At 58.4% G+C, this 20,552-nt stretch carries 18 protein-coding genes and 2 pseudogenes; 4 read left to right on the top strand and 16 right to left on the bottom strand.

Features of this window, described 5'->3' with window-relative positions:
• Nucleotides 1–181: 181 nt before the first annotated feature.
• Nucleotides 182–1,342, top strand: a complete 1,161-nt coding sequence (locus tag FRZ40_RS43865; protein ID WP_147238450.1) for an MFS transporter — start codon at nt 182–184, stop codon at nt 1,340–1,342.
• Between the two features lie 76 nt (nt 1,343–1,418).
• Here FRZ40_RS43865 and ccmI read toward each other — a convergent pair whose 3' ends face one another.
• The 13 genes from ccmI to FRZ40_RS43800 form a co-directional block, all read right to left on the bottom strand.
• Complete coding sequence (gene ccmI / locus FRZ40_RS43860; protein WP_147238449.1) at nt 1,419–2,240, bottom strand: c-type cytochrome biogenesis protein CcmI; 822 nt, start codon at nt 2,238–2,240, stop codon at nt 1,419–1,421.
• Nucleotides 2,237–2,725, bottom strand: a complete 489-nt coding sequence (locus FRZ40_RS43855; RefSeq protein WP_147238448.1) for a cytochrome c-type biogenesis protein — start codon at nt 2,723–2,725, stop codon at nt 2,237–2,239. Before FRZ40_RS43855 ends, ccmI begins: the two co-directional genes overlap by 4 nt.
• Nucleotides 2,722–3,261: a DsbE family thiol:disulfide interchange protein gene (locus FRZ40_RS43850; RefSeq protein WP_147238447.1), complete on the bottom strand. Its 540-nt coding sequence runs from the start codon at nt 3,259–3,261 to the stop codon at nt 2,722–2,724. Before FRZ40_RS43850 ends, FRZ40_RS43855 begins: the two co-directional genes overlap by 4 nt.
• Complete coding sequence (locus FRZ40_RS43845; protein WP_147238446.1) at nt 3,258–5,228, bottom strand: heme lyase CcmF/NrfE family subunit; 1,971 nt, start codon at nt 5,226–5,228, stop codon at nt 3,258–3,260. The genes FRZ40_RS43850 and FRZ40_RS43845 overlap by 4 nt, the downstream gene beginning before the upstream one ends.
• Nucleotides 5,225–5,692 carry a cytochrome c maturation protein CcmE gene (ccmE, locus tag FRZ40_RS43840; protein ID WP_147238445.1) on the bottom strand — a complete coding sequence of 156 codons (468 nt, stop codon included), beginning with the start codon at nt 5,690–5,692 and terminating at the stop codon, nt 5,225–5,227. The genes FRZ40_RS43845 and ccmE overlap by 4 nt, the downstream gene beginning before the upstream one ends.
• The gene (ccmD, locus tag FRZ40_RS43835) at nt 5,689–5,832 is read right to left on the bottom strand and encodes a heme exporter protein CcmD (protein ID WP_240057566.1); all 144 of its coding nucleotides are present in this window, start codon (nt 5,830–5,832) and stop codon (nt 5,689–5,691) included. The genes ccmE and ccmD overlap by 4 nt, the downstream gene beginning before the upstream one ends.
• A gap of 32 nt (nt 5,833–5,864) precedes the next feature.
• Nucleotides 5,865–6,620 carry a heme ABC transporter permease gene (locus FRZ40_RS43830; protein ID WP_147238444.1) on the bottom strand — a complete coding sequence of 252 codons (756 nt, stop codon included), beginning with the start codon at nt 6,618–6,620 and terminating at the stop codon, nt 5,865–5,867.
• Nucleotides 6,621–6,667: 47 nt separating this feature from the next.
• A complete protein-coding gene (ccmB, locus tag FRZ40_RS43825; RefSeq protein WP_205019851.1) occupies nt 6,668–7,333 on the bottom strand; it encodes a heme exporter protein CcmB in 666 nt (221 codons plus the stop codon).
• Nucleotides 7,334–7,335: 2 nt separating this feature from the next.
• Nucleotides 7,336–8,013, bottom strand: coding sequence for a cytochrome c biogenesis heme-transporting ATPase CcmA (gene ccmA / locus FRZ40_RS43820; RefSeq protein ID WP_147238442.1), 678 nt, complete (start codon nt 8,011–8,013; stop codon nt 7,336–7,338).
• Between the two features lie 12 nt (nt 8,014–8,025).
• Complete coding sequence (msrA, locus tag FRZ40_RS43815; RefSeq protein ID WP_147238441.1) at nt 8,026–8,577, bottom strand: peptide-methionine (S)-S-oxide reductase MsrA; 552 nt, start codon at nt 8,575–8,577, stop codon at nt 8,026–8,028.
• Between the two features lie 465 nt (nt 8,578–9,042).
• Nucleotides 9,043–9,960, bottom strand: coding sequence for an NADP-dependent oxidoreductase (locus FRZ40_RS43810; RefSeq protein ID WP_147238440.1), 918 nt, complete (start codon nt 9,958–9,960; stop codon nt 9,043–9,045).
• 63 nt (nt 9,961–10,023) lie between these two features.
• Nucleotides 10,024–10,941 carry an NADP-dependent oxidoreductase gene (locus tag FRZ40_RS43805; protein WP_147238439.1) on the bottom strand — a complete coding sequence of 306 codons (918 nt, stop codon included), beginning with the start codon at nt 10,939–10,941 and terminating at the stop codon, nt 10,024–10,026.
• Nucleotides 10,942–11,125: 184 nt separating this feature from the next.
• Complete coding sequence (locus FRZ40_RS43800) at nt 11,126–11,704, bottom strand: cytochrome P460 family protein (RefSeq protein ID WP_147238438.1); 579 nt, start codon at nt 11,702–11,704, stop codon at nt 11,126–11,128.
• Nucleotides 11,705–12,339: 635 nt separating this feature from the next.
• On the opposite strand from FRZ40_RS43800, the gene FRZ40_RS43795 reads away from it, so the two are divergent.
• The 3 genes and pseudogenes from FRZ40_RS43795 (at nt 12,340) to FRZ40_RS43785 (ending at nt 15,711) form a co-directional block, all read left to right on the top strand.
• A complete protein-coding gene (locus FRZ40_RS43795; protein WP_147238437.1) occupies nt 12,340–13,242 on the top strand; it encodes an aspartyl/asparaginyl beta-hydroxylase domain-containing protein in 903 nt (300 codons plus the stop codon).
• 124 nt (nt 13,243–13,366) lie between these two features.
• Nucleotides 13,367–14,712: pseudogene (locus FRZ40_RS43790) on the top strand (IS4 family transposase).
• 402 nt (nt 14,713–15,114) lie between these two features.
• Nucleotides 15,115–15,711 (top strand): IS607 family transposase, encoded by a 597-nt coding sequence (locus tag FRZ40_RS43785; RefSeq protein WP_147238436.1) that lies wholly within the window; start codon nt 15,115–15,117, stop codon nt 15,709–15,711.
• Between the two features lie 347 nt (nt 15,712–16,058).
• Here the strand turns inward: FRZ40_RS43785 and ccsB are convergent, their stop codons facing one another.
• From ccsB to FRZ40_RS43770, 3 genes and pseudogenes are all read right to left on the bottom strand, one after another.
• Entirely contained in the window at nt 16,059–17,264 is a 1,206-nt protein-coding gene (ccsB, locus tag FRZ40_RS43780) for a c-type cytochrome biogenesis protein CcsB (protein WP_240057529.1), read from the bottom strand.
• A gap of 199 nt (nt 17,265–17,463) precedes the next feature.
• Nucleotides 17,464–17,775 (bottom strand): high-potential iron-sulfur protein, encoded by a 312-nt coding sequence (locus tag FRZ40_RS43775; RefSeq protein ID WP_147238435.1) that lies wholly within the window; start codon nt 17,773–17,775, stop codon nt 17,464–17,466.
• Nucleotides 17,776–18,533: 758 nt separating this feature from the next.
• Nucleotides 18,534–19,752 (bottom strand): annotated as a pseudogene (locus FRZ40_RS43770) (ISL3 family transposase).
• Nucleotides 19,753–20,552: the final 800 nt, after the last annotated feature.

The following is a 20,552-nucleotide window of genomic DNA, read 5'->3' as shown; positions in this document are numbered from 1 at the left end:
CGCTATGCACCGTGAACCAAAGTCGGTGAGCCCGCGCTCGGTTACGAATACCGTTGTACTCTTAGCGCATCGAAAGATTGGCCCGCCTCCCAACGAACGCAATATCCCGCCAGCGCCTTCGCGCCTTATTTGATTGATCCACATGCACGCCTCCTCCACATCTTCGATTTCCCATTCGCGAATGAGCGCGCCGGAATTGCGCGCGACGCTCTCGCTCGCCGCGATCTTTGCCCTGCGCATGTTGGGCCTGTTCATGATCATGCCCGTCTTTTCGATATACGCGAAAAGCATCGCCGGTGGCGACAATGCACTGCTCGTAGGCATCGCTCTCGGCGCCTACGGCGTCACACAGTCGCTGCTGTACATTTTCTATGGCTGGCTTTCTGACAAGTTGGGACGAAAGCCCGTGATCATCACAGGCCTGGTGATCTTTGCTATCGGCAGCTTCGTTGCGAGCTTCGCGCACGACATCACGTGGATCATCGCCGGCCGGATAATTCAAGGCATGGGTGCGATTTCCTCCGCAGTGCTAGCATTCATCGCCGACCTCACCTCCGAAGCCCACCGCACCAAGGCCATGGCTATGGTTGGCGGCTCGATCGGCTTGTCATTCGCCGTGGCGATCGTCGGCGCACCCATCGTGTTCCACTGGCTAGGTATGGGCGGCCTCTTCGCGCTCGTCGGTACATTCTCAATTCTTGCGGTAGCCGTCGTGCTATGGATCGTGCCAGATGCGCCCAAGCCTGTGCATGTGAGGGCGCCGTTCGCAGAAGTACTGCGCAATAAAGAGTTGCTGCGTCTTAACTTCGGCGTGCTCGTGCTTCATGCCACGCAGACCGCGCTCTTTCTGGTCGTCCCGCGCCTGCTCATGGACTCGGGCCTCCCCGTTGCGTCGCACTGGCAGAGCTATCTGCCGGCTATGGGCCTTTCGTTTGTCCTGATGGTGCCCGCTATCATTGCCGCCGAAAAGCGACACATGATGAAGTCGGTGGTCGTCTCAGCTATTGGACTCGTCCTCATTGGCCAGTTTATGCTCGGCTTGCTCGCGCATACCACAGTGGTCGTGACAACGCTGTTGTTCGTGTATTTCCTTGGTTTCAACATCCTCGAAGCCGTGCAGCCATCGCTGGTATCAAAGCTCGCGCCCGGCAACCGCAAAGGGGCAGCAACGGGCGTCTACAACACCACTCAGTCGATCGGCCTTGCGCTCGGCGGCGTGTTGGGCGGATGGCTACTCAAACATATAGGTGCCAGTGCGGTGTTCTACGCGTGCTCGGTTCTTGTCCTCTGCTGGCTCCTCGTCGCTTTCAACATGAAGGCGTCAGCACAGCACAAAACCTGACTGTTGCGTCGGCCGCGGATGGGAAATAACGTCAGTGTCGGCCGTATCAACTGAAAAGTCCGTTTAGGAAGCGTCTCTACTTCGCCAAATCGCGGGCGCGAGCAATGTCTTTGGCGATCGAGGCGCGGCTCATGTCTCCCTCAGGCAGAGTCGCCGCGAGACGTTCCCAGTAGCCAACCGCATCACTGTATCGACCCGCTTGAAATGCGGCCATGCCTGCTAACCTTAGGCTTACTTCCTCTCGCGGGTTGCTCGTGAGCGCCTCGTTGACGAGTGCTTGCAATTTGGCAGTCCATTGACGCTCGCCCGCGAAATATTCGGCCTCGGCCCAGTGACCCAGCACGTCCGGCGGCCGCCCTCCTATCGCAGCTGCACGCTCGTACGCCCGGGCTGCTTCCGACATCCGTCCTTGTGCCATGTAGGCGCGGCCCAACGATGACCAACCATCGGCCGAGTCCGACGTAGCGGCTAGTGATACGGCCTCCTGGCGCATCGCGATTTTCTCGATATTCTGCGCGACGGAGCGTAGGCGAGTGAGCTTAAGTTGGTCAAGCGAGCCCCAGTGCAGGTACAGCGCCAGCGCCAGCAACGGCGTTGATAGCGCTGCTGCAAGCGGAATAGTTCGGCCTAGGGGGAAATCAACGGCATGCTCCGCAGTTTGCGTGTCGTCCAGCAGTTCACGTGCAGCCTCGACGCGCCCGAGATCGAGCTGTGCCGTGTCGCGCGCGCCGACGCGGTGCTGCTCTTCCAGTTCGCGCAGACGTTCGCGGTAGAGCTCGACATTCGTACGGGTGCGATCGGCATCAACGGGCGTGCGCCAGAGGCCCAACTGGGGCACCAGGACGAAGCCTAGCGCTGCTGCGAACAACAGTCCTGCGTAAAGCCAGAAAGCGATCATATATCTTGTCCAATGGATGGGTCCGTGGCTCCAAGCAGGCCCGCTAAGCGACGCTGCTCTCCGTCCGACAGAGGACTTGCTACTGTGTGGGGTGGTCGACGCCGGCGTGCGACGATCACGGCGACGACCGCAACTCCAGCTATTAACAATCCTGCAGGGCCAACCCAAAGGAGCGCCGTGCGGCTGGAAAGCGGTGGGTCGTACAACACGAAATCTCCGTAGCGCGCGACCATGAAGTCAATGATTTGGCTGTCGCTTCGGCCTTCGCGCAGCATGCGATAAATCTGACCGCGCAAATCATTGGCGATCGGTGAATCCGACTCCCCGATGCTCTGGTTCCGACACTTCGGGCAACGCAGCTCGACGGCCAGTTCGTGATAGCGTTCGCGCAGGCTGTCGCTAGGGAAGTCACGGGGATCGATTGCGGCGTAGCTGCCGCTGAGCATGCCTAGCGCTAGCGTAAGCACAGCGAAAACACGCTTCATGGTGCGGCCTCCTGCAACAGCTCGGAATAAACCGGGGCGAGCTTATTCCGCCAAACGTCTTCGTCGATTATTCCAACATACTTGTCGCGGATGACACCTTTAGCGTCGATGACAAACGTCTCGGGTGCGCCGTAAACGCCGAGGTCGACACCTAAGGACCCAGCACTGTCCTCAATGTCCAACAGATACGGATTGTCCGACTTACCCAGCCAGCGTAGCGCCGCAGACCGGTCGTCCTTGTAATTGACACCGTAGATGACTACGCCTCGAGAGGCCAGTCTTGTCAACACCTGGTGCTCCTGCCGGCAGGATGAGCACCATGAGGCCCAGATGTTAACCAACGCCGGTCTTCTTACAATGTCCTTGCGTGTCAGGATGCGCGACGGCTGGTCGAGAGCCGACAGGGCGAAATCGGGAAAATGTTTTCCGATTAGGGCGGATGGCACCTTGGTCGGGTCGAGGAACAGACCGCGATACAGAAGACCCGCGATGAGCAGAAATACTGCCAATGGCAATAACAACGGCAACCGTTTCATGTTCGCGCTCCGCGAATGCGTCTCTCCTGAGCCAATCTGGTCGATCTGGCGCGATAGCGCCGGTCTGTCGCCGCTAGGGAGCCGCCCAACGCCATCAGTAGCACACCCACCCAGATCCAGCGAACGAAAGGTTTGATCTGCACCCGGACCGCCCAGGCGCCGTCGGCCAGCGGTTCTCCCAGAGCTACGAACAGGTCTCTGGTGAAACCCGCCTCGATAGCGGCCTCGGTCATGGGAGTCCGTTGGACCTGGTAGACGCGTTTTTCCGGATGCAGAATTGCAACCTCACGCCCGTCTCGAAGGACCCGTACACTGCCGCGATCGGCAACATAATTCGGCCCCTGAATCCGTGTGGTGCCGTTGAATATAAAATCGTAGCCCCCGACTTCGATGGCTTTGCCTGGCGTCATGCGCAAATCCCGGTCAACGCTGCAGACACTTGTCAGCACGACGCCCAAAGCACAGACGGCGAAGCCAAGGTGGGCCAGTTGCATCGCCCAATAGCTACGGCCGAGCGTTGGCAGGCCCATGAGCAATCCTTTGTTACGCGTTTTGTCCAGCACATCACGTACGCCTGCGAATACGATCCCCGCAGCGAGGAAGCCGCTCGCAGCCACGGCCCAACGTGACCGGGTCTGCAAGGTAGCCGCGACCAACGCGAGCATCAGGCTGGCCGCCAGCACAGGGATAAGCATTCGCGCGAGCCTGCGCACTGGCGTGGCTTTCCAGCGCGTGAACAAGCCAACCGCAGCCGTCGCCATCAGCAGCGCCATCAGCGGCACGAACATGGCATTGAAGTAAGGCGGCCCAACTGACAGCTTCGTGCCGGTAAGTGCGTCGAGAACCATCGGGTAGAGCGTGCCGAGCAGGATCGCGGCCGCCGCCACCGACAGCAGCAGATTGTTGACCAGCAGCAGCGTCTCACGTGACCAGATTCCGAAGCCTCCATGGCTCTTGACCACTGGCGCGCGAAGAGCAAACAACGCAAGCGACCCGCCAACCACGCCCAGGAGAAACGCGAGCACGAAGACGCCGCGCGCCGGGTCGGTGGCGAAAGCGTGCACGGAGGTCAATACGCCCGACCGGACCAGGAAGGTGCCTAGCAAGCTGAGCGAGAAAGCGCCGATCGCCAGTAGCACAGTCCAGCTCTTGAATACGCCGCGTTTCTCAGTAGCTGCCAGGGAGTGGATCAGGGCAGCGCCCACCAGCCAGGGCATCAATGACGCGTTTTCGACAGGATCCCAGAACCACCAACCACCCCACCCCAGCTCAGAGTAAGCCCACCATGACCCGACGGCGATGCCCACGCCGAGAAACGCCCACGCCACGTTTGTCCAGGGGCGAGACCAGCGTGCCCAAGCGGCGTCGAGCTTGCCATCCAGCAAGGCAGCGATGGCGAATGCGAAGGCGACCGAGAAGCCAACGTAGCCCATGTACAATATGGGAGGATGAACGATTAGGCCGACGTCCTGTAACACAGGATTGAGGTCCCGGCCATCGACTGGGACATTGGTTAGCAAGCGCGCAAACGGGTTGGAGGTGCCGATCAGAAAAAGCAGAAAACCAGTGCTTATCATGCCCATCACAGCCAGGACTCGCGCCAGCATCGCCTCCGGTAGTTGGCGCGCGCCGATCGAGACCGCAGTTGTCCATGCGGCCAGTATCAAAGCCCATAGGAGCAACGAGCCTTCATGCGCCCCCCAGATTCCACTGACCTTGTAATACCAGGGCAGCGCACTGTTGGAGTTTTCCGCAACATACGCAACCGAGAAATCGTTCGTCAGGAATGCGTGCATCAGGCACGCGAAGCTGAAAATCAAGAACGTGAACTGTCCCCACGCGGCCGGCTTCGCCAGGGCCATCCAGCGTTGATCGCCCCGCCAGGCACCAGCTAATGGGACGCTTGCTTGAACCATTGCGAGACACAGCGCCAAGATCAGGGCTAATAGTCCGAGTTCCGGGATCATCGATACGACTCCTGTTTGCCGCGCCCAAGCTGGCCTCTCGCACCGAATTTCTTCAGCGCGCCCATCGCTTCAGGTGGCATGTATTTCTCATCATGCTTGGCAAGCACTTCATCAGCGTGCAGTGCGCCGTCGGGCTCTATGTGACCCGTGGCGACAATGCCTTGGCCCTCTCGGAAAAGGTCAGGCACAATGCCCTCGTAGCGCACGAGGACGCTGCTCTCCCCGTCCGTCACGACAAATCGCAGTGCCAGAGAACCCGGCGTGCGTTGCAACGAACCCGGCTCTACCAGCCCACCCGCGCGAATGCGTGTGCCGCGCGGTGCCTCACCAGCCACGATCTGAGTCGGCGTGTAAAACAGATTGATGTTTTGCCGCAACGCCGCCATTGCCAACGCAGCGGCCGCGCTTGCGCCACATAGCAGCGCCAGCATCCAATACAGTCGCTTTTTGCGTGCGGGAGTCATTTCCAAACCTCCCGGCGTCGGCTTCGCGCGAGTTTATTCAAGTACCGACGCCGTGCCAGCAAGGGCAACATCACATTCAATGCCAATAGAGCAACGCACAAGCCGTAGCCGCTCCAGACGTAGGCACCGTGTCCACCCATGGCGAGAAAATCAGCGAACGACGCGAATGCGATCATGTCCGACTCTCCAGAAGCCGGGCGACCTCAGCGTCAGCCCAACGGCTGCCGGTTTCGCGCTCCAGCACTTCCAGGCGCATGCGCGCGAACAGAACAGCTCCGAAGAAGCAATAGAACCCCAGCACGGTCAATGCCAATGGCAGCCACATCTGCGCCGGCATGGCCGGCGCGTGCGTAAGCGAGAAGCTTGCGGGCTGGTGCAGAGTGTTCCACCATTCGACCGAATACTTGATGATAGGGATGTTGACAACGCCGACCAGGGATAACACCGCGCAGGCGCGCGCGGCATTATCGCGATTGGTGATCGCCTGGCCCAACGCGATGACACCTAGATACAGGAACAGCAGGATGAGCATCGAAGTCAGGCGTGCGTCCCATACCCAGTAAGTGCCCCATGTGGGCTTGCCCCAGATCGCCCCAGTACCCAGCGCGATGCATGTCATCCAGGCACCGATGGGCGCCGCCTGCTGCAGCGCGACGTCCGCCAGCTTTATTTTCCAGATCGCCCCAATGACCCCGGCAGTCGCCAACATGACGTAGATTGATTGAGCAAGTAGAGCAGCCGGCACGTGGATGTACATAATGCGAAAGCTGTCGCCCTGCTGATAGTCTGCGGGCGCGAATGCCAGTCCCCATGACAGGCCGATCACAAGCAAAAGTGCGCTCGCCGACGCGAGCCATGGCAGACACCTTCCACTCATGGAGTAGAACAGCTTTGGCGAGCCCCATTTGTGTAGCCAGGTCCAGTTCATTCGAGTTGCTCTTGAGCGGTCGTCGGGTCGGCACCACGGATGGGGCTTCATTCGGCGAAACTGATGGAAAGCGCCGCGGCAATCGCAAACGGCGCCAAAGTCATTGCCAGCGCGGTAAGGCACGACAACCACAGCATGTATCCCGCAACAGGCAGGCCCTGCAACGCGGCTTGCAGAGCACCGCTACCCAGGATCAGCACCGGGGCATACAGCGGCAGAATTAGCAGCCCCAGTAACAACCCGCCTCGACGCAAACCAACCGTGAGCGCGGCGCCGACTGCACCGAGCAAAATGAGCACAGGCGTCCCCAGCAACAAGGAAAGCAGCAGCGCGCCAAAGCAGTGGGCCGGCAGGCCGAGCATGAAGGCAAGGAGAGGGGCCACCACCACCATAGCCAGACCGCTGCAAATCCAGTGCGCGGTTACTTTGACCAGTACCAGCACGAGCATCGAGTGTGATGAAAGCATCCATTGCTCCAGCGAGCCATCGTCGAAATCGGCACGGAACAGGCCGTCTAGCGAAAGCAGCATGGCCAGCAACGCCGCGACCCACACTAGCCCTGGCGCGGCTTGTTGCAGAAACTGTGATTGCGTCCCCAGCGCGAGCGGAAACAGCGCGACGACAACGGAGAAAAAAGCTAAAGGGTTAACAACGTCCCCTGGTTGGCGACATAACAGACGCAACTCGCGGTTAAGCAAGGAAACCACGCCCATGGTCACGTTGCGTACTGCCCAAGATCAAGGACAGCGTAAGCTCGCGCCCGTTGGGTCAGTTCGTGGTGCGTGGTCAGCACCACCGCACCGCCGCGCTCACAATGCAATGCCAGGTGCGCTTCAAGTTGGGCTGTGCCTGCCCTATCCAGCGCCGTGAACGGTTCATCCAGTAGCCACAGCATTGGCGCACTGGGCAGATACAAGCGCGCCAATGCGACGCGACGCTGCTGGCCCGCCGACAGGGCATGGCAACGCGTGTCCTCAAAGCCGCGCAGGCCAACCGCGACAATCGCTCGCTCTACGGCGGCGATCGCATCGCGCCCGTGCAATGCTCCTAGCCATGACAGGTTTTCCTCAACGGTCAAGAGTGCCTTCACACCGGGGGCATGCCCTATCCATAGCAGCCGAGAAGCGAGGGCTCCGCGCTGTTGGGCAAGGGCTTGGCCGAACAGCTCGACCCGCCCCTCAGCCGGCTGCGCCAACCCGCATAGCAGACGCAGCAGGCTGCTTTTTCCACTGCCATTGGGACCTATTATGCGCAACATGTCACCGGCCGCGAGGCCGAAGCTGACGTCGTTGAACAACCGACGCTGGTTTCGTTCGCAACCGAGACGCACCGCGTTGAGCACCCGGTCCGCAGTGCGAAAACTGCCATCCGGCCAGACGCAAAGTTCTTGCATGACGGAATGCACCTAGGACTGGGTAACCGCACCAGCATGGGTATGAATTGTCGCGAAATCGTCGACTGTCTCGCTCTTCGGAAGAACCCAGTTTTGACGAGGAAAGTGACAGGTATACCCTCCGGGATGCTTCTCAAGATAGTCCTGATGCTCCGGCTCAGCTTCCCAGAAGTCTCCGACGGGCTCAAGCTCAGTGACAACGCAGCCGGGCCACCGGCCTGATGCTTCCACGTCGGCAATGGCCTCGAGTGCCACCTTTTTCTGCTCGTCGGTCGTATAGAAAATCGCCGAACGGTAGCTTGTCCCCACATCGTTACCTTGACGGTCCAGTGTTGTCGGATCGTGGATTTGAAAGAAGTACTCGAGAATGCGCCTGTAGCTTGTCTGCGTTGTATCGAAGACTATCTCGATCCCCTCCGCATGAGTGCCATGATTGCGGTAGGTCGCGTTCAAAATGTCGCCCCCGGTATAACCGACACGAGTCGAAACAACACCGGGAAGCTTGCGGATCAGGTCCTGCATTCCCCAGAAACATCCCCCAGCAAGTACAGCACGCTGATGCATATTAGACCTCCCTGATCTGATGAATATATCGTTATGGTGCTCGCTCTACGTGTCGTCGCTATTTGACGACTTAACGGCGGAGCGCCACTTAACTGGTAGCGCAGCTCTCTACCTAGACACTTGGGGACAACACCCGGGGCATAACTTTAGCCACGGATTGGATTGACTCGGTCTGTCGATCCCGAGTGACAAGTCAAAACCGTCGTGTGGCGCGAATGTTATTTCCGAGAGACCGCACCGTCCGTTCCTGTCTTCGAGGCGACGCATGGCGAATATGCCGTCGTTCGAACGCGAACGCCTCCTGGATCTTCGACACCGCAGTCATGAGACTCGGAACGCGTTACCGTTGGCAGTCGAGCTGCATGCATCGCTCATGTACTGCGTTTTGGCTGGACTGACCGCAGCAACGCACTCGGGCGAGCAGTAACTAGTCACGTGAATCGGTTACCGCGCTTTACCGGCTTCTTACTGCCGAATGCGGATAATCGTCTTCCCTTCACGTCGTTTGGTCGGGTTCAAGGCCGCGATGGCATTGTCGAGGGTCGAGATCCCGCCAATGTTGGTCCGTAGTCGTCCGCCCCGCACCCGCTGCACAATCTCGCACAATTGGGCGCGGTCGGACTCGACAACAAAATCGATCGCACGCCCGTTATAAGGACGAGCCTCGGACGGCCCGACAACGGACACGAGTGTCCCTCCAGCTCGAACCAGGCCTGCGGATCGTTTCCCGATGTCGCCACCGATGACATCGAACACAAGATCAACTCCGCCGACATCCTCAAGCGTATCGTTATCGAGGTCGACAAACTCTTGCGAGCCAAAGTCGATCGCCTTCTGACGGTCCGCGGCCCGCCCTGTGCCAATGACATACGCGCCGGCCTCTCGCGCGAGTTGCGTCACCATGGTGCCGACCGCCCCGGCGGCACCGTGAGCGAGCACGCGCTGCCCTGCCTGGAGGCGCCCATGTTGAAACAACCCTTGCCACGCGGTCAGCCCTGAGATGGGCAGGCTAGCGCCATCTGCAAAATCGACATCCCCGGGCAGCGGTGCCAGGTTGCGCGCCTCAATCGCCACATACTCCGCCAAGGTTCCGTCCCGGTACCAGTCGGCGAGCCCAAACACTCTCTGGCCCACAGACAGACCCGTCGTTCCGTACCCGAGGGCGGTCACCACTCCGGCGAGCTCATGGCCAAGGATCGACGGTTTTCGGTCATGGTCGCTCCGATCGGTCCACGTCGAAGGCCATGCTATTTCGGTGGGGACGAACCCGGATGCATGGATCCGAACAACAACGTCGTTTATGCCTGCCGACGGCTCCGGCCGCTCGACAAGCTTCAATCCTGCCAATCCTGCTGTCTGATCGGCCGCTACAATCGCCTTCATGTGCATTCTCTCCATGTTGCGTGCTTCTTCACTGGAACCGTTGCAGTGACGGCTGCGTATAGCTCACGGACGAATTCGGATGATCGTTTTTCCGTTGGTCTTTTCGGTCGGGCTGAGCGCAACAACGGCATCCTCAAGGGTAGAGACCATGCCGATATGCGTACGTAACCGTCCCTCACGCACGCGCCGGATGATTTCGCCAAGTTGGGTGCGATCAGATACGACAACAAAGTCGATCGCCAAGCCGTCAACGGGTCGCGCCTCGGCCGGCCCCGCAATTGTCACCAGCGTTCCTCCGGCTCGAGTTACACGAGCCGAATGCTTCCCGATTTCGCCACCGAACACATCGAAGACCAGATCCACTGCACCGACATCTTTCAGGACGTCGTTCTCAAGATCGATAAATTCTTGCGCGCCGAATTCAAGCGCCGTCTGACGGTGTTTAGCGCGTCCTGTGCCGATGACATAGGCGCCTGCCTCGCGTGCGAGCTGGGTTACCATCGAACCGACTGCACCGGCCGCTCCGTGTACAAGGATGCTTTGTCCTGCCTGAAGGCGACCGTGGTCGAATAGTCCCTGCCATGCGGTCAGGCCCGGCATTGCGACGCTTGCCCCCACCGTGAAGTCGACGTCGCCTGGCAGCGGCGCGAGGTTGCGCGCCTCGATCGCCACATACTCCGCCAACGTACCGCTGCGATACGAGTCCGTGAGGCCGAACACGCGCTGCCCCACCGAAAGTCCCCTCGTGCCGTAGCCGAGGGCGGTGACTACACCTGCCAACTCTTGTCCGGGAATTGATGGTGTCCGGTCACGACCCTGACGATCAGTCCACGTGGAGGGCCACGTCAACTCATCCCAAGTGAATCCCGACGCATGGACCTGAACTACTACGTCATTTATCCCTGCCTCCGGCTCCGGCCGCTCGGCGAGCTTCATGCCGGCCGTCCCGGCAGACTGGTCCGTCACAATGATTGCCTTCATGCGATTTATCTCCTCGGTTTTTGGCCGAAACGCAGTAGCGGCCGAAATCCGTTCGACGCCTCATTTCAGACGCCAGGGGAACTTTCAAAAGCAAAGGACAATCAGCACCGCGCCGTGATCCTCTGCTTTCCGAAAATGCTCAAGCTAGCGCAGCGGCTCGACAACCACCGAGACCGTGCCCACCTTAGCGACCGAGAGGCGGATAACCCGTCGTATATATCCAGTCTGATGCTTGCGCCGGTATGTGACATCCCTGGCAGTCTTTCTTATAGTCCGTGGATGTAGTTTTCTTTGGATCGGCTGCATCGAACCATGACCAGCCCCATCCGTCGCCCCAAAGCTTGTTTTCCGGAAAGCGACCGACATCATCTCTAACCATCACGAACCAGCCTGAAAGGGTGCCCGCACTGCTTACCGTGCCTGTCGTCATTGGATTCGTGTTCGTCTTGTACACTTCTTTGACCAGAACAGTGCCATCCTGAAAATGTCCGGTCTTGCGATATGCGGCGATGGTTCCCGGTGACGCATAGACCACGTGCAATTGCTTTGAGCCGGGGCCACTGTCCGCAGCGACTGCCCAACTGCCCAACATCTGATATGTGGTGCGGTAATCGGCGGGGACGTGCATATTCCCCTTGCCGTCGACAACAGCCGCTGTCGCCCCTTTGTACGGTAAACGCGTCTCCGTCTGCCCGTAGACGCTAGCAGCGACCGTGACGGACAAGCCTGCCAAGGCGACGCACAAGACACCTGCAATTCTCATGGCACTGCTCCTCGTGTGTTGATGAACACATATAGTTTCCTGCTGAAAGACGTAGAGGTGCAACGGCGCTTGAGTATGCAAGCAATATGCGTGAGTATGCCTCCAAGTTTGCACTCAGGTGGCGCAGGCCCACGCGAAGACTTCGAACAGTCAGCTCGCAACGGACCCAGACTGCGACGCACAGCAAACTTTTCGCCGAAAGCAATGATTCTCTGAAAGTGCCACGCCACGTCAAAAGATGCTCACGTATCTACCGCGTATACCGAAGGATGCAGCGTTTCCGTTTTGACATCATTTAAGATGATGGAAACCCATGAGTTGCGTCGAAACGCTTGCATGTGGCATGCTGGTCATCGAGACAAACGAAAATGGTCACGGATATAATTTTCGGCCAGTTAATGCGCGGCAGTCTTTCGTGACGGGCTGATGCACTGCATCGCAAGATTGCGCCCCTTGCTTTTCACCGGGGTCTTTCCCGCCGCCCCCACTCTGGGTGACGCAAAGACGGCGTAGCGGACCGGAATGAACCGCCTCATTAAGTCAGATCTTCGGTGCACGGTCGCACATACCACGTGGCGTCGAAAGCAAACTTCTGCAGATCGAGTTTACCTTGCCGAATTATTAAGGAGTGGACGGTGCGCGTGTTGTTCTTGTTCTGGTTTGTTGCTAGCGCTTCCTACGTGGCAATGCGAGGTCGCGTACGCTTCACGTTCTGGCGCCAATTATCGGACCATTCAACGTTTTTAGCGCCGATTAATGCCGTCTTCTATATGTTCTCGACGCTGAAACGAGGCGCGTATATCGACGCGTCCAGCTTTCCCGAATTGGCGCCGCTAAAAGCGAACTGGAAGACTATCCGGGATGAGGCCATGGCAATCGACACAGCACAGAAAATCGCGGCTGCGGAAAACTACGGCGACATCGGATTTAACTCATTCTTCAAGACCGGATGGCGGCGGTTCTATCTGAAGTGGTACGACCAACCTCATCCGTCTGCAAAAGCGCTTTGTCCAGTAACGACACGTTTGCTTCAGGACATACCGTCCATAAGGGCAGCGATGTTTGCTCAGTTACCGCCTGGCGCGAGCCTCGTTAGACATCGCGACCCATACGCCGGATCCATCCGTTATCACCTCGGACTGGTCACGGCCTCTAATCCCAGTTGCTTTATCGAGGTGGACGGGGAAAGATATTACTGGCGGGACGGTGAGGAGGTCATGTTCGACGAGACCTACATCCATTACGCAAAAAACGAAACCTCAATCTCACGCATCGTCCTCTTCTGCGATATAGAACGTCCGATGCGCTATCGCTGGGTTTCTGCGTTCAACAGGGCTTTCTCAAACGTAGTGCTCCGGGCCGCCACCTCTCCGAACGAAACCGGCGACCGTACCGGCTTTCTGAACCGTGTGTTCAAATATATTTACGTAATCCGTCGATTGGGAAAGCGGATGAAGGCTTGGCATCGACCCACCTACTATGCAGTTAAGTGGTTCCTGTTCGGGTCGATCTTTGCAGGCATTATCTACGCCCTTTAATCCCATCTCGTTATACAGAAGTGGCCGCAGTAGCGGACGTTTGTCCAAAAGCGCATTGAGCGATGCACCGGCGTGACAGGGGTTGTTAACGGCCGGAATTTCGCGTTTACTCTCGACTTTTCGAATGCAGATTCGCAATGAGCCGGGAGCGTGGGTGGACGAGGAATTTGAAACACTGGATCTGGGTGACCCAAGGCGGGATCGTCGGGCGAAGGAATTGCTGAAGCGGTTTGCCACGCGTCCCACTGCGAGTATTCCGGGTGCCTGTGAGGGCTGGGCCGAGACCATGGCGGCGTATCGCTTTCTGGGCAATGAGCACATCGACTGGCGCGACATGATGCAGCCGCACTGGGAGCGCACCACTGCGCGCATGGGCGAGTTACCGGTAGTCCTCTGCGTGGCTGACACGACGGAGCTGAATTTCAACGGCCAGGACATCGAGGGGGCCGGCCCGCTCAGTTACGAAGCGCAGGTGGGCATGTATCTTCACGCGACCTATGCGGTCACACCGGATCGCGAGGCGCTGGGTGTCATGAACGCCTGGATGTGGGCACGCGAGCCGCGCGACGAAAACGGCCAGCGTGGCGGCGTGCGCGAGAGCGTTCGATGGATCGAAAGTTATGAGATCGTGGCGCAGCAGGCGGCAGCCATGCCCGGCACGCCGCTGGTATATATGGCCGATCGCGAGGGTGATATCGCCGCGCTCGTGCAGCGTGCGCAGGAGTTGGGCGAACCGGCTGACTGGCTGATCCGCTCCCAGCACAACCGCGCACTCAAGGGCGAAGCGAAACTGTGGGAGACGGTACACGCGAGCGAGGTGCTCGGTCATATCAGCTTCGTGCTGCCCGGGCGAGGTGGCCAGAAAGCGCATGAAGTGAAGCAGGAGCTGGGCGCACAGCGCGTGACGTTACCCGGGCGCGGCGGCGTCGAGCTGAGCTGCATTGAGGCATGTGAAGTGGATGCGCCCACTGACGTGAAGCCCGTCGTCTGGCGCCTGCTGAGCAATCGCGAAGTGCCCGATGCGCATGCGCTCACCGAACTGATTGACTGGTACCGCGCGAGGTGGGAGATCGAGATGTTCTTCAATGTGTTGAAGAACGCCTGGCGGGTTGAAACGCTGCAGCTCTCGCAGATGGAGCGCGTGGAGAAGGCGCTTGTGCTGTATATGGTGGTGTCCTGGCGTATCGCACGGCTCATGCGACTGGGCAGGACCTGCCCGGACCTGGATGCCTCGCTGTTCTTAAGGCTGACGAGATACACGGCGCACACGTGCTCTCAAAGAAACCCCGCCTAAAAAAGCCACCGACGCTTAACCAGATGATACGGATGATCGCGTCACTGGGTGGATTCCTCGGACGCAAGGGCGATGGTGAACCCGGCGCGAAGACACTGTGGATTGGTATGCAGCGTGTCATGGATGCGGTGATCACCATCCAGATCCTGCGCGACGGGTATGACACTTCTGTATAACGAGATGCTTTAATCCCGCGTAGACCACAAAGCGAGACCCGCCACCGAAGATCCCTCTCCTCGAGTGCGCGGAAAGCACCGACTGTTCGCAAGCCTCACGGCCGCTCCTGCTGAGGGTGAAGACGCGTGAGCGCATCCGCCAAGGGTGCCATCAGCGCTCCAAAATGGCAAACGGATTTCCGTGCCCGCCCCAGCAGACGCCCAGTCAACTTCTGCCTAAGGCGGGCGATCACGCCCGCCGCAGTAGCATGTATACCCAGCCCCGCTTCCAAGAGTACTTCACAGCACTCGGAATCCTGCGTAGGGTAGTCCCGAGAGGGTTTCGAAAAGTAACCGCCGAACCCATGCAAACCTGATCATTGCCCGTTTAAAAAGCGTTACGAGATATCAGGGGGATATTTCATGCGACTGTTATCGATCGGCAAAACTGCAACTGAACTGGGCGTAGCGGCAAGTACACTGCGGCGCCGGCATCGACGGGGACTATTGCCGCCGTCCTGCCGGACGATTGGTGGGCATCGGCGATACCAGCGCGATACGGTGCAGCCCCTGGCCGGCACCGAGGCTGCCGCAACCGGGAAGACGATCTGCTACGCCCGTGTTTCCTCGCACGACCAGGCCGAACAACTCAAAACGCAGGCCGCGAGACTCGAAAAGCATTGCGCTGACGCTGGCATCCCGGATATCGAGGTGATCACTGACCTCGGAAGCGGGCTGAACTATCGCAAGAAGGGACTGCAACAGCTGCTGGGCGACATTCTCCGTGGCCGCGTTGCACGCCTGGTGCTGGTCACCAAAGACCGGCTGCTGCGTTTCGGTAGCGAACTGCTGTTCCGTATCTGTGAATTCCTTCACGTCGAAGTCGCCGTACTGAACGCGGTCCCGGACTTAAGCCGGGAGCCGCAGCTTACGGAAGAGCTTGTCGAAATCCTGACGGTCTTTTCATCGCGCCTGTACGGTTCACGCAGCCGAAAGAACCCGCGGGCGCTGGCAGTCTGACGCAGTCGACAACCCAGACCCGGTTACACCTCTCGTCGTCCGACGCACGGACGCTCGACGCGATGGCCACGCTTTACGGCACAATGAAGCGCAAGCTGGACGCGCTGATAAGCAACTCAAGCCCGATGAAATCTGCTCCAGCATCGCTGCCACCGATGTCCAGAGCATGTGGGCGTGCGAGCGGTGAAGCGCAAACAGCAGGTCATTCACCACGCCAGTCTGGCAATCATATGCAACAGTCGCTGGCAGTCAAACGCAACGGCCGGCCCGGTGAGGCCAGCCCAAGCTACGCAACACCTGAACGTGCATATAAGGTTAGCGGTCCACCCCGAAGGCGCACGCCATTTTCAGAGTTTGCCGTAGCTATGCAGACCCGAAAGAAACATATTGACGCCGATGAACGCGAATGTCGTGACTAATAACCCCGTCAACGCCCACCATGCTGCAGGCCTGCCTCGAAGGCCCTTGACCAGACGCATATGCAACCATGCAGCATAGTTCAGCCATACTATCAGCGCCCAAGTCTCTTTTGGGTCCCAACTCCAATAACCTCCCCACGCTTCCGCCGCCCATAGCGCCCCTAAAATTGTCGCGATGGTAAAAAAAGTAAATCCGACAGAAATTGACTTATACATTACATCGTCTAGTACTTCGAGCGCTGGGAGACGATCATCCAGGATTCCCTTGTCTTTCATGAGATACGCAACGGCAACCATCGCGGATAGAGCGAAAGTGCCGTATCCGATGAAGTTCGCCGGTACGTGTATTTTCATCCACCAGCTTTGGAGTGCCGGGACAAGCGGCTGAATCTGTTGAGCATCCCGCGATATGGAATACCACATCGTAAAAACCACCGCTGCGCTAATCACGAGCAATACGAAGGATCCGAGCGCATGTGTATTGTAGTGTCTCTCGTAATACAGATAGAAGAGCGCCGTGATGAGGCTGAACAATACGAAGACTTCATACAGGTTCGAGATGGGGATATGCCCAATGTCCGGTCCGATCAGATAGGACTCGTACCAGCGCACCATCATCCCGACGAAACCCATCAGCACTGCGCTCCAGGTGAGCTTCGATGCGATCGCACCCGCGGACGGCGAGCGGCCTATCATGGCGATCCAGTAGAACAGTGTCGCCATGACAAATAGCGCGCTCATCCAAAGGATTGCGGATTGACTCGATAGGAGGTACTTCAGGAAGAACGCATGATCCGCTCGACCGAGGACGTTGCCGTAGAGGTTGATCGCAAACAGGGATAGGCCAGCGATACCGGCCATTAGCATGCGCGCTGGCTTCCAACGCCATCCAAGCGTGGTAAGGGCAGGAATCGCGCATACCAGCACTAGTTTGTCGTAAAAATTCATGTGCGCGTGATACTTGGTCAGCGCGAACGCTGCCCCGGCAACCAAAGTCACTGCGAACAGCACATCAAGAAGCAACGTCTTCGGGGGAATCCTCGGTTGCCAGACCGTAACGCGTGAAGAGGGCGCGATTACCACCTTCTTGTCGCGCAATGATGGGCGATGCGGGGCATCTGATGTCATGTCCATTTTCGACCTCGATCCTGGAAAATATGCCTCATAGGCCGTTCATCCGTAAAATGGTGCACATCGGATACAGGCTTTCGAGCAAGCGACGTCCCGGACGGCTAAGAGCCTTTCAGTTTGGCTCGACGCCGCCGGAGAACGGTAATTCGACCACACACTTTATTGCAGCACTTGCGATGCGCGCGGGCGGAAACCGGCTGGGTTACCCTTTCTGCGCGTACCCATTACACCAGCCAGCTCCTGCGACGGTCTTGCCGGTGAATAGAGGGCAGGCGGCCGTCTTTGCAGATGCACTTCCCTGGTAGAATTGACAGTTGGCACAGTTCTGCCCGGCGGCGTACCTCGGAAACTTGGATTTGTCCACCTTGGTCGCGTCCGCTCGGTAGCCGAGTGCGACTGCGCTCGGCTCTGTCTCGGACAGTTCTTCCGCTGCATGAGCGACGAGCGGAAAGAAAGCGCTCGACACTAACCCCACAGCACTTCGTACGATGAACTCACGACGACACGACTTCATTTCAACCTCCTCCTTGGCTTGTTCGACGATGTTGGCTATTCAAGAGACTTTCCTGGATGTGAATCTGGAACAACCTAGACAATCTATTCACTCATGCCGCCCATCGAGACGTATCGTATCGGCTCCTGACGGGACAACATGTCACAATAGCAATTCATGGTATGGCGATGTGCATTAAGCCGCAACGTCCCGTGGGTATCGGGCTTATATACTGCCGCATACGATTCTGATGAAATTCACGCGTGTGCTGAAGCTGACTGACGGCCCCCTCTTTCTTTGGCTACGAATTCATTCTCTTAACGAAAGTCATAGTCGAGGTGAGACTACCTACCGCTAGCTTGATCGTGCTTAAATCTGTTCAAACAGATTTATGGAGCAGGAGTAACGCTGGCCCTGCTATGGGGAACGGTGTTTGCGCCCTCACCAGTGGTGCCTGCCGCACGCCGGCGCGGCAAGCGTCGCCGCGTGGCGAGCCAACGCTCGCGCACCACACCTCTGTACGCTGCATGAACGCTGCGTCAGGCCGCCATACGCGAATCTCCCTCCGGATTCCGCTGCCATACAGAAGCTATTAGGCGACGTGCGCTTCATTCAGATGCGTAACCAAAATAAAACCTGACTTGCTACACCCGCCCCAGTTACGGCGTAACGAAGCATCGACTTGTAGGCTACGTCGGTGGTAAGCTCACCTTGACGACACCCCTGTCGTCGGACTCGAAAGGAAATTTGCCCGCCTTAATGGCGGGCCTTTTTTTGGTTCATCGAGGTTTTCCAGGGAACGCGACGCGGATTTTGAGGAAGAAGTACTCCTCGTCGCGGTACCCGTAAGCACGACGTTTGATGACCTTGATAGTGTTGTTGATCCCTTCAACGATGCTGGTATTGAGTGGATGGCGACAGCGCGCCAGGATTCCGTGCCAGTAGCCTTGCAGACGCTGAGCAAACAACTGCAAGGCTGGTATTGCGCTTTGCCGGGCCTGTTCGATCCATTGTTCCCAGGCATTTTGCGCCCATGCGGGTTTGCGGTAGAACCAGAGCCGTTTCAGTTCGTCGCGCAGCAGGTACACACATAACAACGGCTGGTTGGCGCTCAGCAGTTCTTTCAGACGCACGCACTGGTCTGGCTTGAGGTTGTGACGGTTGCGCAGCAGCAGCCAGCGGCTGGATTTCAGCACCTTGCGCGCGGGCCGGTCGTGTCGCAGCTGGTTGGCCTGATCGACCCGCACCCGGTCAATGACTTCACGACCGTATTTGGCCACTACATGGAACATGTCATAGACGACTTCGGCCTGCGGACACTGGGCCTTGATCTCCAGTTCGTAGGCCGTGGTCATGTCGATCGCAACGGCTTCGATGCGTGCCGCCACGCCTTCGGGAAGTTGTTCGAAGAAGGCGCGGGCCGTCTCGCGCGAGCGTCCCGCTCCGATCCACAGCACCTGCCGGCCGATCGGATCCACCACCACCGTGGCGTACCGATGGCCCTTGTGCAGCGCGAACTCGTCCATCGCCAGATAGCGGATCGTCGACCAGTCCGGCTCGGCCACGCGTTCACGCAGGCGCATCTTGTCGATCGATTTGACCGTGTGCCAGCCCAGATCGTAGAAGGCCGCCACTGCCTACACGCTGGCCGCCTGCAACAGCTTCTCGCTCGCCTTCAAAGCGCTCCGTCACCCGCTGGTAGCGGCCCAGCCACGACAGCTTCTCCGGTCGCGGGCCACCGCAGTGTTCACACCAGACCCGCCGGCGAGGAACGTGCAGCACCACCCGGTATTCGAACAGCGGCAGATCGCGCACGCGTCGCACAGTCGTCTCGTGAATCTGCGTGCAACGACTTCCACATTGCTCGCAACGCATGACCTTGCTCACCGGCTTCAGATACAGCGATAGCGTATGGAGTTCGCCTTGAGGCCATTCAACACGTTCGAGCCGATAACCCGACCAGCAACCCAGCGCCTGAAGTGCCTTGCGATCGCGCAATACCCCCTCCTGACCTCTATCAAGTCAGGCTCAGGTTACCCAATCGCATCCGGAAGCTCCACGGTTTCCTGCGATGAACCCTTTTTTCTATAATATGCCTTCCAACGAAGGTCCGAAGCGCGCCCCATAGAAGCGGAAACAGAAACGCAGAATGTCAAAAGGCCCCGGCGTGGACTGACATCGCCCGGGGGAGATTGCACGCGAGCAAATGACTCAAGAATCGTGCAACCCGTCATCTCGCGACGGTATTGAAGCGGTGCACCTCTTATGGATTGATTCCGGGGGTCTTGCGAATGGACAGTGGTCCGCCTCGCGCAGCGCACAGCCGAAAACTTCGGCCCTGAGCTTGGGGAAACGACGATTCTCTTGAAGAACAGCTTAGCGTGAATGTCGCGCAACAAGCGGAGGGAACAGCAATGTCCCAAGTGCCATTACCTTTAGCAAAAGATCCACCACCAGCACACTAAACACCAGCGGAGACGATTCATATGCCATCGATAGCGCCTGCGCGATAACTATCGAACTGACGACGCAGAGGAAAAGGAATATAGTCCTGGCAAACCGGATCTTGACTACAGTGCCGATAGCTAACGCCACCCATATCAGCCTGCCCGCCGCGGAAGCGAAACGCTCCAGCGATGATTGTGCAAGTACCAACTCGACTGGCAATTCCAATATCGACCACACTGCAACAGACAGCGGAAGCGCGCACTGTGCGGTTCGTACAATTACTGGTAACAGTCTAGCGATGAATCCTCCCTCTTTCCCTCGAAGAGAGTTGATTCGACTAGCTACGTTTT

The organism is Paraburkholderia azotifigens (genome assembly GCF_007995085.1).
Taxonomy (GTDB): domain Bacteria; phylum Pseudomonadota; class Gammaproteobacteria; order Burkholderiales; family Burkholderiaceae; genus Paraburkholderia; species Paraburkholderia azotifigens.
The sequence above is the reverse complement of the archived record's forward strand: the minus strand, read 5'-3'. Positions and strand labels throughout refer to the sequence as shown.

Coding starts and splice junctions, on each gene's coding strand:
- msrA (WP_147238441.1), bottom strand. CDS start 8,577: ATGCATCAGCGTGCTGTACTTGCTGGGGGATGTTTCTGGGGAATGCAG.
- FRZ40_RS43865 (WP_147238450.1), top strand. CDS start 182: ATGAGCGCGCCGGAATTGCGCGCGACGCTCTCGCTCGCCGCGATCTTT.
- ccmD (WP_240057566.1), bottom strand. CDS start 5,832: ATGGGTGGACACGGTGCCTACGTCTGGAGCGGCTACGGCTTGTGCGTT.
- FRZ40_RS43845 (WP_147238446.1), bottom strand. CDS start 5,228: ATGATCCCGGAACTCGGACTATTAGCCCTGATCTTGGCGCTGTGTCTC.
- FRZ40_RS43855 (WP_147238448.1), bottom strand. CDS start 2,725: ATGAAGCGTGTTTTCGCTGTGCTTACGCTAGCGCTAGGCATGCTCAGC.
- ccmB (WP_205019851.1), bottom strand. CDS start 7,333: ATGGGCGTGGTTTCCTTGCTTAACCGCGAGTTGCGTCTGTTATGTCGC.
- FRZ40_RS43800 (WP_147238438.1), bottom strand. CDS start 11,704: ATGAGAATTGCAGGTGTCTTGTGCGTCGCCTTGGCAGGCTTGTCCGTC.
- FRZ40_RS43830 (WP_147238444.1), bottom strand. CDS start 6,620: ATGAACTGGACCTGGCTACACAAATGGGGCTCGCCAAAGCTGTTCTAC.
- FRZ40_RS43785 (WP_147238436.1), top strand. CDS start 15,115: ATGCGACTGTTATCGATCGGCAAAACTGCAACTGAACTGGGCGTAGCG.
- ccsB (WP_240057529.1), bottom strand. CDS start 17,264: ATGGACATGACATCAGATGCCCCGCATCGCCCATCATTGCGCGACAAG.
- ccmI (WP_147238449.1), bottom strand. CDS start 2,240: ATGATCGCTTTCTGGCTTTACGCAGGACTGTTGTTCGCAGCAGCGCTA.
- ccmA (WP_147238442.1), bottom strand. CDS start 8,013: ATGCAAGAACTTTGCGTCTGGCCGGATGGCAGTTTTCGCACTGCGGAC.
- FRZ40_RS43805 (WP_147238439.1), bottom strand. CDS start 10,941: ATGAAGGCAATCATTGTGACGGACCAGTCTGCCGGGACGGCCGGCATG.
- FRZ40_RS43850 (WP_147238447.1), bottom strand. CDS start 3,261: ATGAAACGGTTGCCGTTGTTATTGCCATTGGCAGTATTTCTGCTCATC.
- FRZ40_RS43775 (WP_147238435.1), bottom strand. CDS start 17,775: ATGAAGTCGTGTCGTCGTGAGTTCATCGTACGAAGTGCTGTGGGGTTA.
- FRZ40_RS43810 (WP_147238440.1), bottom strand. CDS start 9,960: ATGAAGGCGATTGTAGCGGCCGATCAGACAGCAGGATTGGCAGGATTG.
- ccmE (WP_147238445.1), bottom strand. CDS start 5,692: ATGACTCCCGCACGCAAAAAGCGACTGTATTGGATGCTGGCGCTGCTA.